The sequence below is a fragment of the Sanguibacter inulinus genome (assembly GCF_013415325.1).
Lineage (GTDB): Bacteria > Actinomycetota > Actinomycetes > Actinomycetales > Cellulomonadaceae > Sanguibacter > Sanguibacter inulinus.
Genome location: NZ_JACBYE010000032.1, coordinates 36,180 through 48,185, shown reverse-complemented (window position 1 = coordinate 48,185; position 12,006 = coordinate 36,180). Strand labels below are relative to the sequence as shown.

General features: G+C 70.4%; 11 protein-coding genes and 1 pseudogene. 9 read left to right on the top strand and 3 right to left on the bottom strand.

Annotated elements, in window-relative coordinates:
* The 3 genes and pseudogenes from HZZ10_RS12820 to HZZ10_RS12810 form a co-directional block, all read left to right on the top strand.
* Positions 1-860: hypothetical protein (locus HZZ10_RS12820; protein ID WP_218928741.1), on the top strand; the 860-nt coding region annotated here is incomplete at its 5' end.
* Between the two features lie 309 nt (positions 861-1,169).
* Positions 1,170-1,502: an ArsR/SmtB family transcription factor gene (locus tag HZZ10_RS12815; RefSeq protein ID WP_179913801.1), complete on the top strand. Its 333-nt coding sequence runs from the start codon at positions 1,170-1,172 to the stop codon at positions 1,500-1,502.
* 8 nt (positions 1,503-1,510) lie between these two features.
* Positions 1,511-2,146 (top strand): annotated as a pseudogene (locus tag HZZ10_RS12810) (cation efflux transmembrane domain-containing protein); the annotation flags it as partial.
* A 332-nt stretch (positions 2,147-2,478) separates the two neighbouring features.
* Here HZZ10_RS12810 and HZZ10_RS12805 read toward each other — a convergent pair.
* Positions 2,479-2,928 carry a hypothetical protein gene (locus tag HZZ10_RS12805; RefSeq protein ID WP_056135687.1) on the bottom strand — a complete coding sequence of 150 codons (450 nt, stop codon included), beginning with the start codon at positions 2,926-2,928 and terminating at the stop codon, positions 2,479-2,481.
* Between the two features lie 213 nt (positions 2,929-3,141).
* Positions 3,142-4,998 carry a glycoside hydrolase family 3 protein gene (locus tag HZZ10_RS12800; protein ID WP_179913800.1) on the bottom strand — a complete coding sequence of 619 codons (1,857 nt, stop codon included), beginning with the start codon at positions 4,996-4,998 and terminating at the stop codon, positions 3,142-3,144.
* A 165-nt stretch (positions 4,999-5,163) separates the two neighbouring features.
* Here HZZ10_RS12800 and HZZ10_RS19850 point away from each other — a divergent pair, with 165 nt between their 5' ends.
* The 5 genes from HZZ10_RS19850 to HZZ10_RS12775 all read left to right on the top strand — a co-directional run bounded on the left by HZZ10_RS19850 (position 5,164) and on the right by HZZ10_RS12775 (position 10,480).
* Entirely contained in the window at positions 5,164-6,114 is a 951-nt protein-coding gene (locus HZZ10_RS19850; protein WP_179913799.1) for a cold-shock protein, read from the top strand.
* A 312-nt stretch (positions 6,115-6,426) separates the two neighbouring features.
* Positions 6,427-8,286 carry a molecular chaperone DnaK gene (gene dnaK / locus HZZ10_RS12790; RefSeq protein ID WP_179913798.1) on the top strand — a complete coding sequence of 620 codons (1,860 nt, stop codon included), beginning with the start codon at positions 6,427-6,429 and terminating at the stop codon, positions 8,284-8,286.
* Entirely contained in the window at positions 8,283-8,846 is a 564-nt protein-coding gene (locus HZZ10_RS12785; protein WP_056135707.1) for a nucleotide exchange factor GrpE, read from the top strand. The genes dnaK and HZZ10_RS12785 overlap by 4 nt, the downstream gene beginning before the upstream one ends.
* A 167-nt stretch (positions 8,847-9,013) precedes the next feature.
* Positions 9,014-10,006, top strand: a complete 993-nt coding sequence (locus HZZ10_RS12780; protein WP_056135710.1) for a DnaJ C-terminal domain-containing protein — start codon at positions 9,014-9,016, stop codon at positions 10,004-10,006.
* A gap of 3 nt (positions 10,007-10,009) precedes the next feature.
* Entirely contained in the window at positions 10,010-10,480 is a 471-nt protein-coding gene (locus tag HZZ10_RS12775; protein ID WP_056135714.1) for a heat shock protein transcriptional repressor HspR, read from the top strand.
* Positions 10,481-10,590: 110 nt separating this feature from the next.
* On the opposite strand, the gene HZZ10_RS12770 is transcribed toward HZZ10_RS12775, so the two are convergent.
* Positions 10,591-11,307: a SanA/YdcF family protein gene (locus HZZ10_RS12770; RefSeq protein WP_179913797.1), complete on the bottom strand. Its 717-nt coding sequence runs from the start codon at positions 11,305-11,307 to the stop codon at positions 10,591-10,593.
* 309 nt (positions 11,308-11,616) lie between these two features.
* Here HZZ10_RS12770 and HZZ10_RS12765 point away from each other — a divergent pair, with 309 nt between their 5' ends.
* On the top strand, positions 11,617-11,922 hold the full coding sequence (locus HZZ10_RS12765) for a DUF1540 domain-containing protein (protein ID WP_056135717.1): 306 nt from the start codon (positions 11,617-11,619) through the stop codon (positions 11,920-11,922).
* Positions 11,923-12,006: the final 84 nt, after the last annotated feature.

Here is a 12,006-nt window from a genome sequence, read left to right as displayed (position 1 = left end):
CCTCTGCGGTAGCCACCTCCGCCTCCACCTCTCCCTCGGTCTCGGCCGGGGCCGGGGTGCAGTCGGCGGCGGGCGCCAGCCGTGCGTCTGGCGCCGGGGGCGGCACGGAGTCGCGGACGTCTGTCGCCTCGGTGCTCTCGGTCGTCCTCGTCTCTGCTCTCGCCGTGGCCTCGGTCGTCGTGGCGTGGCCGTGGCTGCAGGGGATCCTCGAGACCGAGGTCGCACCGTCGATCGACTCGACGACGCTCCAGATCACTACGTGGTTGTCCTCGGCGCTCACCGGTCTGATCGTCGTGGGTCTCGCCGTCGTCGGCGGCTTCGGCATCGGGTACCTGCGGCCCGCCGGACGCCGCAGCGAGTGGTTGCTGCTGGCCTTCTCGCCGTTCGTCCTCGTCAGCACGACGTCGTTGCTGCCCGCCCTGTTCGAGGCTGGTGCTGACGAGGGCACGCTCGGGACGCTGCGAGGACTGGTCTCGCCGTTGTGGGTCAGCGTCCCGCTCCTCGTGCTCTTCACGCTCGTCTTCGCCGACCTCCGGCGCAGCCGGGACGCCGGGGTGGACGGCGCGGTGCGGTCTGCCGTCGCCCCGGTCCTCGGTCTGGCCGGCCTCAGTGGTCTCGTCGTGGCGTGGGTCCACGGTCAGCAGTACCTCTGGCCGCTCGTCGTGTCCTACGGCTCCGACACCTCGGCCCCGATGCTCGTCCGTGCCGCCGCGACCCCGGCGCAGGAGCTGGCCCCCGTGCCCTTCGGCCTCGTCGCGCCGCTCGGGGTGCTGGTGCCGTGCGTGCTGCTCGGCGCCCTGTGCCTGGTGGCGACAGACCGGATCGCGCTTCGGGCGGGCCGGGTGAACCGACCAGCCTGACCCCGGTCACCCCGAGGTCGCACGCCCACCCGGTGGTCGCACACCTCACCGCGAGGTCGGCCAGCCAACCGCGAGGTCGTACGCCCAGCTGCGAGGTCGTACAGACACGCGAGATGCAGCATCGCGAGCCTCCGATCTGGCGTGTCTGTACGACCTGGGCGCGGACGGTGCGGCCTGGGGCAGGCGGTGCGACCTGGCGCCGAGGCAGCCGGCTTCTGTCCGGGGTGCGGCCTCGAAGGATCGTCCGTCCGTAGCCCCGTCCGGCGATACAGGGTTCCGTGAATACACGACCGCCTGTACAGTCGCTGCATGGAGACCGTCACCCTCAACCACACCGCCGCGCTCGCGCGTCTCGGGCACGCGCTGTCCGACGAGACGCGCGCCAGGATCCTGCTCGTCCTGCGTGACGGCCCCGCGTACCCGGGGGACATGGCCGAGGCCCTCGGCGTCTCGCGGCAGGTCATGTCCAACCAGCTGGCGTGCCTGCGCGGCTGCGGCCTCGTCCAGGGTGAGCCCGACGGTCGCCGTACCCGCTACACCCTGACCGACGCGCACCTCGGGCCCGCGCTCGGCGACCTCCTCGAGCTGGTGCTGCGCGTCGACCCGGCGTGCTGCTCCGACGACGGGTGCACCTGCTCGTGAGCACCCACGTGCGCACAGCGCCTGCTCCGCTGACGGCTGCCCGACGCAGCGTCCTCGAGCGCCGCGTCCGCTGGGTCGTCGCGGTCACCATCACCTACAACGTCATCGAGGCTGTCGTCGCGATCTCGGCAGGGACCGTCGCTGGTTCGGCCGCCCTCGTCGGCTTCGGCCTCGACTCGATCGTCGAGGTGCTCTCCGCAGCTGCTGTCGCCTGGCAGTTCAGCGCCCCCGACCCGGAGACCCGTGAGCGCGTCGCGCTGCGGGTGGTGGCCCTGTCGTTCTTCGGTCTTGCGCTCTTCGTGTCGGTCGACGCCCTGCGCACCCTGCTCGGCGGCAGCGACCCCGACCACTCGACCGTCGGCATCGTCCTCGCGGCGGTCAGCCTCGCCGTCATGCCCTTCCTCTCGTGGTTCGAGCGCCGCACAGGTCGCGAGCTCGGCTCTGCGACGGCTGTCGCCGACTCTCAGCAGACTCTGCTCTGCACCTATCTCTCGGCAGTCCTGCTCGTCGGGCTGCTGCTCAACTCGTTGCTCGGCTGGTCGTGGGCCGACCCGATCGCGGCGCTGGTCATCGCGGCCATCGCCGTACGGGAAGGTGTTCAGGCCTGGCGTGGTGACGGGTGCTGCGCTCCGGGGGCGTCGCTGCACGGGTGCGAGACCGCCGTGCCGGATGAGGGGAGGGAGGAACCGGCTGCAGGCGCAGACACCCGGCTCGCCGACCGTCCCCGAGTGCTCGCCGTCCAGCCCGGCGGGCTCACAGACCGGCCCGATCTGCTGGCCAAGGACGTGGCGGCCGACTCGTCCCGAGAGGGCTCGGCAGTCACCGGGTCAGGCGATGGCGGCTGCTCCTGCTGCGGGGGATCGTCGTCAGACCGCTGATCGGCTGGCTGGTTCGGCGGAGGGCGTGGCTCGTCTGCGGGCGGCAGGTCGGTCCAGGACCGGGATGAGGCCCGTGCTTGTTCTCGCCCGACCCGAGGTCACTCGTCGAGCGACAGGTCCTTGCGGTTGGTCGCCACCCGCGCGCGGAACAGCACGATCACGACGACGACCCCGACGGCCGGCGCGAGCCGTCCGACGACAGCGGGGGACAGAGCGCTGATCCCGGCGGCGACGGCGAGCACCGTGAGAGCCGTAGGGAAGGTGCGCACGACCGCATCGCGCACCGCCCGCTGCTCCGTCCGGTACGCCGCACTGTCGTCTCCGGCAGGAGGAGCGGCCCAGAGAGACTCCCGGACCGAGGCCACGAGTGCGGACACGAGACTGAGGACCACGCCGACCACCGCACCCCACGCCGCGCCGACGAGGGCGTTCGGCGGCGGGTCGGCCTGGCTCCACGCGGGTAGTCCCAGGATCCACCCGACGATCGTCATGACGGGGACCGCTACGACGGCTGTGGAGAGGGCTCGGCGCAGGTCACGACTGGTCATGGCTGAATGATACGAGCGACGTGCGGACAGACTGTGGAGACCACCGGTCCCGAGCGTGGAACCCCGGTGCGGGCCGGGCGGACTCAGCTCGCGATCTGTCGGATCGGCAGCGGGACGACGACCCGGCACCTCCGGGCACGAGCCAAGAGACTCGTGCCCGTGGTCCGGGTCGCCGCTCGGGGCCGGTCGGCAGTCGACCGGCCCCGATGGGAGTCAGATCCGCAGCCCGTGCCCTGCCTCGAACACGGCGTCCGCAGTGTCGGACGCGACATCCGGGCGCGACGCCGCGACGGCCTCCATCGAGCGGGGCAGCTGGAACGGCAGGCGTCCTTCGGGCGCGACCTCACCGGTGAGCGCGGCCACCAGCGCGGGGTCCGACGTGCCGTAGGTCCCGACGATCGCCGTCGCGACGTCGACGAGCGGCGTGAGGATCGCCGGGCGGTCGAGCATGACGTCGAGGACGACGGGCACCTGTGCGGCGAGCGCCGTGATCTCAGCGACGGTCTCGGCGGAGAAGTCGAGCGACCCCTGGTGGAAGTACGCCTCGAGGAACATCGAGTCGCGGTGCTCCCACGGGGCGTTGACGCGCACGACGGCGACGTCGGCCTCGGCCGGGTCGGTCACGACGGTCCCGAGGCGGGCGGCCTCCTCGGCGGACATGCCCATGACGTAGACGCGCCGGTCACCGCCGAGCGGCAGGACCGGACGGCCGTCGACGTCACCGTTCTTGAGGACGGTGACCGAGCGGCTCTGTGCGGACAGGCCGGCGGCGACGAGGTCGGCGCGGCCGACGATCGCCTCAGCGGCATCTTCGTCGACGTAGGGGTCGTCGAAGAGCCCGAGCTCGAACTTCACGCGGAGCAGACGGCGCACGGACGCGTCGATGCGGTCTTCGGTGACGCGTCCCTCGCGGACCAGCTGGACCAGCAGGTCGGGGCACTCTTCGCCGCCGAACTGGTCGCAGCCCGCGTGGATGATCTTCTCCATGCGCCCCGGTGCGTCGAGGTGCTCGACACCCCACGCGCGGGCGGGCAGGACCTGCCCCGTCGCGACCTTGTTGTCGTTGACGAGCTCCCAGTCGGTGACGACCACCCCGTCGAAGCCCATCTTCTCGCGGAGCAGGCCGGTGACGATCTGCTTGTTGTAGCCGAAGCCGACCTCTTCGATCTTCTCGCCGTCGACCACGAGGTCCACCGGCATGCCGTAGTACGGCATCATCGCCGAGGTCTTGTGCTCGAGGGCGACCTTGAAGGGGGCGAGGTGCTCCTCGAAGGTCCCGCCCGTGTAGACCTGCTCGCGGCCGTAGGGGAAGTGAGCGTCCTCGCCGTCCTTCTGCGGTCCGCCGCCCGGGAAGTGCTTGGTGGTGCAGGCGACCGACTCGGCGGTCAGCTCTCCGCCGGGTCCCTGGAACCCGTCGAGATACGCGGCCGTGAAGTCGCTGACGAGCTGGGATGTCTCACCGAAGGTGTTGAGCTGGCGGGCCCAGCGAGGCTCCGTCGCGAGGTCGACGCAGGGGTGCAGCGCAGCGCGGATACCCACGGACAGGTACTCCTGGCGGGCGGCGTCGGCGAACTCGCGGACGAGCTCGGCGTCGCCGATCGCCGCGAGGCCGAGGGAGTCGGGCCACTGCGAGAAGAACCCGGCTGCGAAGGACGCCCCGGTGTTCTCGTGGAAGGCGTGCCGCGGGTCGGTCGAGACCGTCACTGGGATGCCGAGGCGTGTCTGCTCGGCGAGGGCCTGCAGGTTGTTGTGCCAGCGGGCCGCGAGGCGCCCCTCGGGCAGCACGTGCACGTTGAAGTGGTTGAGCAGCTTCTCCTGGACCACGACGGTCGTCGGGGACTTGCTGATCGCACCGGTCTGCTCGACGAGGGAGCCGTCCGGGCTGGTCTCGATGACCGTCTGGAACATCAGACCGGCCTTCTCCTCGAGCGTCATGCGACCGAGGAGGTCGTCGACCCGGGCCTCGACGGGCTCGCGCGGGTCCTCGAAGGGCGCCATGACGCCGTCCTTGTCGAGGTCGCGGAAGACTGTCCCGTCGGGGGCGGTCAGGGTGGTCAGGGGAGTGGGCACGTCAGGTCCTTCGGTCCGAGGGGTCGCCGGGGCCGCAGTGGGAGCGGAGACGGCGCGGAGGTCTGATGTAAGCGTATACATGTCCGGCTTGCGGTGGTGCTCCGGGACCGGACCGCCATCAGGGAGACTGGGAGCAGCAACCATCGTCAACATGAGGAGTCCGTCATGCCCCAGGGAACCGTCCGCTGGTTCGACGCCGAGCGAGGGTTCGGCTTCCTAGCCCTCGACGACGCCGAGGACCTGTTCGTGCACGCGTCTGAGATCGTCGGCAACGACGACGGGACGCAGTCGCTCCGCGAGGGGCAGTCCGTCGAGTTCGAGATCGGCGAAGGCGACCGTGGCCCGCAGGCCCGTAGCGTCAAGATCACCGGTGACGTCGCCGTCGACGCGGCCCTGGGCCAGCTCGGCACCGTCACCTGGTACGAGCCGGCCAAGGGCTACGGTTTCGTCACGCCCGACGGCGGAGGCGCCGAGATCTTCGCGCACAGCTCCGCCATCGTCGGCGGGGGTGTGATCGCCGAGGGGCAGCGGGTCGCGTTCCTTGTCGTCGAGGGCGAGAAGGGGCCGCAGGCGGACCACCTCCTGCCGCTCGGCGCCCAGGCCGCCAGCGTGCAGGCTGCGGGCCCCAGCGGCGCTGACGGCGCCGACGGCACAGTCAGCTGGTACGACGCGGGCAAGGGCTTCGGCTTCGTCACCCCCGACTCCGGCGAGCCGGACGCCTTCGTCCACGCCCGGTCCCTCACCGGAGGTGCCACCGAGCTGGTCGAGGGCGAGCGCGTGAGCTTCAGCGTCGTCCCCGGCGACCGGGGTCCGCAGGCCCAGGACGTCCGGGTCGTGGGCGGGACGGGCCGAGGTGCGCGCAGCGCCCCGGGCCGCGACTCGTCACGGCGTCCGGAGGCGTCTCGCACCCCGGCGCGCGGCGGCGAGGGTGTCGTGGCGCGCTATGACGCGGACCGCGGGTTCGGCTTCATCACGCCAGACTCCGGCGGCCCCGACCTCTTCGTGCACGTCTCGGTCGTGCGGGACGGGCAGGAGCTGTACGAGGGCGACCGGGTCCGCTTCCAGGTTCGGCAGAGCGACCGCGGGCCGCAGGCGGACCGGGTCGACCTGGCCTGAGCGAGGCCTGACGTCCTGACCGTTCCCGGGCCGCGACGAGCGGGTCGGGCGGGCTGGGCGCGGCGGTGAACCCGCCGCGCCCAGCCGGGCGACCACTGCGCGCGCAGCGTCGTAGCCGCGCCAGCGCGGGCGGGAATACGATCGAGCGATCCAAGGTTGAGCCAAGCAGACTCAAGTTTGACCCCGACGGCTTGCTCTCCGATCGAGCCGGGTGCAGACTTGAGTGGAACAGACTCAATCAGCTCGTCGGACGGGCGACGCAGGTGCACCAGCACCGCGACCCGGCCGCCGCTCGGAAGGAAGGCATCACCCATGGCACGTGCAGTCGGCATCGACCTCGGTACCACCAACTCCGTCGTCTCCGTCCTCGAAGGTGGCGAGCCCACCGTCATCGCGAACGCCGAGGGCGCTCGCACCACCCCCTCCGTCGTCGCGTTCTCCAAGACCGGCGAGGTCCTCGTCGGCGAGATCGCCAAGCGTCAGGCCGTCACCAACGTCGACCGCACCATCGCGTCGGTCAAGCGCCACATGGGCACCGACTGGTCGGTCGAGATCGACGACAAGAAGTACTCCGCGCAGGAGCTCTCCGCGCGCATCCTGGGCAAGCTGAAGCGTGACGCCGAGGAGTACCTGGGCGAGCCGGTGACCGACGCCGTCATCACCGTCCCCGCGTACTTCAACGACGCCGAGCGCCAGGCGACCAAGGACGCCGGCCAGATCGCAGGCCTCAACGTCCTGCGCATCGTCAACGAGCCCACCGCCGCTGCTCTCGCCTACGGTCTCGAGAAGGGCAAGGAGGACGAGCTCATCCTCGTCTTCGACCTCGGTGGTGGAACCTTCGACGTCTCCCTCCTCGAGGTGGGCAAGGACGAGGACGAGTTCTCGACCATCCAGGTCCGCGCGACCTCCGGTGACAACCGCCTCGGTGGTGACGACTGGGACAGCCGGATCGTCGAGCACCTCATCAAGGAGGTCAAGAACTCCTCGGGTGTCGACCTGTCCAAGGACAAGATCGCGCTCCAGCGTCTGCGCGAGGCTGCTGAGCAGGCCAAGAAGGAGCTCTCCTCGGCCACCAGCACCAACATCTCGATGCAGTACCTCTCGATGAGCGAGAACGGCCCCATCCACCTGGACTCCAAGCTCACGCGTGCGCAGTTCCAGCAGATGACCCAGGACCTCCTCGACCGGACGAAGGCACCGTTCCACGCCGTCATCCGCGACGCAGGCGTCTCCATCAGCGACATCGACCACATCGTCCTCGTCGGTGGCTCGACCCGCATGCCCGCGGTGACGGACGTCGTCAAGGAGCTCACCGGTGGCAAGGAGCCCAACAAGGGCGTCAACCCGGACGAGGTCGTCGCCGTCGGTGCTGCCCTCCAGGCCGGTGTCATCAAGGGTGAGCGCAAGGACATCCTGCTCATCGACGTGACCCCGCTGTCTCTCGGCATCGAGACCAAGGGCGGCGTGATGACCAAGCTCATCGAGCGCAACACGGCCATCCCGACCAAGCGCTCCGAGATCTTCTCGACCGCCGAGGACAACCAGCCCTCCGTCCTCATCCAGGTGTTCCAGGGTGAGCGCGAGTTCGCCCGCGACAACAAGCCGCTGGGCACCTTCGAGCTCACGGGCATCGCTCCCGCGCCGCGCGGCGTGCCGCAGGTCGAGGTCGCCTTCGACATCGACGCCAACGGCATCGTCCACGTGTCCGCCAAGGACCGCGGCACGAACAAGGAGCAGTCGATGACGATCACCGGTGGCTCCGCGCTGCCGAAGGAAGACATCGACCGCATGGTGCGCGAGGCCGAGGAGCACGCAGCCGAGGACAAGGCGCGCCGCGAGGAGGCCGAGACCCGCAACCAGGCCGAGTCCTTCGCGTACTCGACGGAGAAGCTCCTCAAGGAGAACGAGGACAAGCTCCCCGAAGAGGTCCGCACCGAGGTCCAGACTGCTGTCGACGAGGTGAAGACGGCGCTCGAGGGCACCGACATCGCCGAGATCAAGGCCAAGCAGGAGAACCTCAACACCGTGGCCCAGAAGATCGGCGAGGCGCTCTACGCCCAGCAGGCCGAGCCCGGCGAGGGCGCACCGGCCGACGCCGACGCGTCGTCGACCTCCTCTGACGAGGACGTCGTGGACGCCGAGATCGTCGACGACGAGGACGACAAGAAGTGACCAGCCACGAGGGCACGGGCGCCGAGAACACGCCCGAAGGCAACGACCCCCTGGAAGGTCTCGACTTCGAGCCCTCCGCCGAGGCCTTCGACGTCGACGCAGCACCCGCACCCGCGGCCGAGCTCACGGAGCTCGAGAAGGCGCAGGCCGAGTCGGCCGACCGCCTCTCGGACCTCCAGCGGCTCAACGCGGAGTACGTGAACTTCTCCAAGCGCGCGAAGCGCGAGCAGGAGGCGGCACGTGCACGGGGCATCGAGGAGCTGCTCGTCGGGCTGCTCCCCGTCCTCGACGACGTCTCGCGGGCCCGCCAGGCGGGAGACCTCACAGGTCCCTTCGAGTCGATCGCGGACAAGCTCGTCGCGACGCTCACCCGCTTCGGTGTCGAGCAGTACGGGGAGGTGGGGGAGGAGTTCGACCCCGCCGTCCACGAGGCGCTCATGCACCAGACCTCGCCCGACGCGCAGACCACCACGGTCCAGCACGTCGTCGAGGTCGGGTACCGCATCGGCGACCGCGTCGTGCGAGCCGCACGCGTGGCCGTCGTCGGCCCCGAGGCCTGACACACCGCTGATCCCGGGTCTGGTCGCCACAGCGACCAGACCCGGGTTCCGGCCGTGGCCCGCCGACCGCGGACACGGCCTGCCGGCCCACGCCGGCCCACATCTTTCAGACAGCATTCACGAGTGAGCACACAGGCGTCGCTCACGTCACGAGGAGAGGAGACGCCTTGACCGGTCAGGACTGGATCGAGAAAGACTTCTACGCCGCGCTCGGCGTCTCGAAGGACGCCGACGACGCGTCCATCAAGAAGGCGTACCGCAAGCTGGCGCGCCAGCACCACCCGGACCAGAACTCCGGCGACCCGAAGGCCGAGACGAAGTTCAAGGAGATCGGCGAGGCGTACTCCGTCCTCTCCGACCCCGAGCAGCGTCAGCAGTACGACGCCGTGCGCGCCATGGCCGGCGGCGGAGCCAGGTTCTCCGCAGGCTCGGGCGGCCGTGGCTCGGCAGGCTTCGAGGACGTCTTCGGCGGCATGTTCGGCGGAGGTGGCGGCGGTCGCCAGCAGTACTCGACCGGCGGTGGCGGCATGCCCGACGGCTTCGACGACATCCTCAGCTCGATGTTCGGCGGCGGTGGCGCACAGGGCGGGTTCCGCCCCCAGACGCGAGCCCAGGCCGGTCAGGACCTCACGACGGCTGCGACCCTGCCCTTCCGCGAGGCCGTCGAGGGCTGCACGGTGACGCTCTCGGTCGACGGGCGCCAGATGACCGCGCGCATCCCGGCCGGGGTGCGCGACGGCCAGAAGATCCGCCTGCGCGGCAAGGGCCGTCCGGGCACCGGCGGAGGACCCGCCGGCGACCTCGTGGTCGCCGTGACGGTGACCCCGCACCCGGTGTTCAGCATCGACGGGCACAACCTGCGGATCACCGTGCCGATCACCTTCCCCGAGGCCGCGCTCGGTACCCAGCTCGAGGTCCCGACCCTCGACGGCTCGACAGTCAAGGTCAAGGTGGCCGAGGGCACCCCGTCCGGGCGCGTGCTGCGCGTCAAGGGCCGTGGCGTCAAGACCGCGAAGCAGACCGGTGACCTGCTGGTCACCGTCCAGGTCGCGGTCCCGCAGAAGCTCTCCAAGGCAGCCCGCGAGGCGGTCGAGGCCTTCGCCGCCGCCACGGGCGGTGAGAACGTCCGGGAAGACCTCCTGGCCCGAGCGAAGGAGTAGACCATGGCGCACCGTGGGACGAGCGACCCGGCGCCCCGGGACGACGAGCCTCTCTTCGTCATCTCCCGGGCCGCCGAGCTCGCCGGCATGCACCCGCAGACCCTGCGGCAGTACGACAGGCTCGGCATCGTCTCGCCCCGGCGCTCGCCCGGGCGCGGTCGTCGGTACTCCCGGCGCGACATCCACCAGCTCGTCGAGGTCCAGCGGCTCAGCCAGGACGAGGGCATCAACCTCGCCGGCATCAAGCGCATCCTCGACCTCGAGACGCAGGTCCGCGAGCTCGAGCACCGCGTCGAGCTGCTGGCGGCCGCCGCAGACCCGGGCTCGCGCATCTTCACGGCTGCGTCCTCAGGTGACGTCGTCGCCGTCCGCGGCGGACGCCGGTTGCGCAGGGTCGGCTGGCGACGCGGCACCGAGACCGTCGTCGATGCCGACGACCGCGCTGCCCTCGTCCTCTGGCGCCCCCAGCGCTGACGCTGCGAACTAGACGAGATCGTGACTTCCGAGCGAGATCGATCCTTCTCCGGCACGATCTCGTTCCGAAGTCACGATCTCGACGGTCGCCCACCGCCGGCTGGCTGAGGTCAGGGCGTAGGGCTGTCGGCCAGTGCCTCCTGGACGGCGTCGTCGGGTGGGCCGAGGAGCGGCTGACGGTCGGTGACCAGGTCGACGACGGTTTTCATGGCAGCGAGCTGGTCGCGCACGGTGGTCTTGGCCCAGGTCGTCCGTCGTGACTTGACCGTGGTGTCACCGACCCCGACAGCCTCGATCCCCACGGAGCGGCAGGTCGTCACCGCGCGGGCGAGGTGGAAGCTCTGCGTGACGACGGTGAGCTCACGCACCCCGTAGACCTCGTCGGCGCGCACGCACGAGTCGTAGGTGTCGAATCCCGCGGGGTCCTGGACGATCGCCGTCTCGGGGACACCCTGCTCGACGAGATACCTGCTCATCGCCGCAGGTTCGTCGTGGTGGTCGGGGCGTCCGTCCCCGGTGACGAGGAGGACCTCGACCGAGCCTGCTGCGTAGAGCTCCGCGGCGAGGTCGAGACGCGCCCGCAAGAACTGCGACGGGGTGCCGTCCTCGTACACCCGGGCCCCGAAGACGAGGGCCACGGGCGTCGCGGGGACGTCGTCGGCCGAGTACATGTGGTCAGCGGCTCGGGCCTGCACGAACACCACGGGCCCGGCCAGGGCGAGGACCGCCAGACCGGCGACGACGCCGAGGCAGACTCGTGCCCGTCGGCTCCGGAGGATCCCGACGACACCACCGGACGAGGGGCGTGGAGGTCGGGGAGATGCCATGCCTCCATCGTAGGTGCGAGGTCCCGGTGCAGGTCCCGGTGCAGGTCGCGAGGGGGTCTGGGCTGTGCGGGGGAGGTGCGCAGATCTCGTGCGCGGACGTCGTCCGGACACCGCCTGGGCCGCCCCGGTCAACCACCAGGTCAGGCCGTTTAAGCAACAACAATGTGCGCTATTCGCATGAGAAATGGCGCCGGGTAAGTAAGTCCTTGCTTGCTATACAGCATTTCTCGAGCGGTCTACGGTGGTCGAGAAAGCACGTCAGAACCCCCGCGTGCCACCGAGAGCATCGTCATCACAGCTGGAGGAATCATGAGTGCACTTCTCGATCTGCCCCACGTCAGCGAGTGTTCCGTCGCGTCGTGCGGATACAACCACGACGGCTGCCACGCCGGTGCCGTGACCGTCGCCGGCCACGCCGGTGCCGCCGAGTGCGTCACCTTCATCCCGCTGAGCGCCAAGGGCGGCCTCGACAAGGTCGTCGGCCAGGTCGGTGCCTGCCAGCGCTCCGAGTGCGTGCACAACGTCGCGCTCGAGTGCTCGGCCTCCTCGATCCGCATCGGTGCGGGCGCCTCGACGGACGACCTCGCCGACTGCCTCACCTACGCAGCACGCTGACCTCACCGAGGTCCTCGAACCTGCGCAGTCTCACGACGAGCGCACCTGCTGGGACCCGCAGCGCGCCAGCGTCCTGAACCTCTC

Coding starts and splice junctions, on each gene's coding strand:
- HZZ10_RS19850 (WP_179913799.1), top strand. CDS start 5,164: ATGCCCCAGGGAACCGTCCGCTGGTTCGACGCCGAGCGAGGGTTCGGC.
- HZZ10_RS12775 (WP_056135714.1), top strand. CDS start 10,010: ATGGCGCACCGTGGGACGAGCGACCCGGCGCCCCGGGACGACGAGCCT.
- dnaK (WP_179913798.1), top strand. CDS start 6,427: ATGGCACGTGCAGTCGGCATCGACCTCGGTACCACCAACTCCGTCGTC.
- HZZ10_RS12805 (WP_056135687.1), bottom strand. CDS start 2,928: ATGACCAGTCGTGACCTGCGCCGAGCCCTCTCCACAGCCGTCGTAGCG.
- HZZ10_RS12765 (WP_056135717.1), top strand. CDS start 11,617: ATGAGTGCACTTCTCGATCTGCCCCACGTCAGCGAGTGTTCCGTCGCG.
- HZZ10_RS12815 (WP_179913801.1), top strand. CDS start 1,170: ATGGAGACCGTCACCCTCAACCACACCGCCGCGCTCGCGCGTCTCGGG.
- HZZ10_RS12770 (WP_179913797.1), bottom strand. CDS start 11,307: ATGGCATCTCCCCGACCTCCACGCCCCTCGTCCGGTGGTGTCGTCGGG.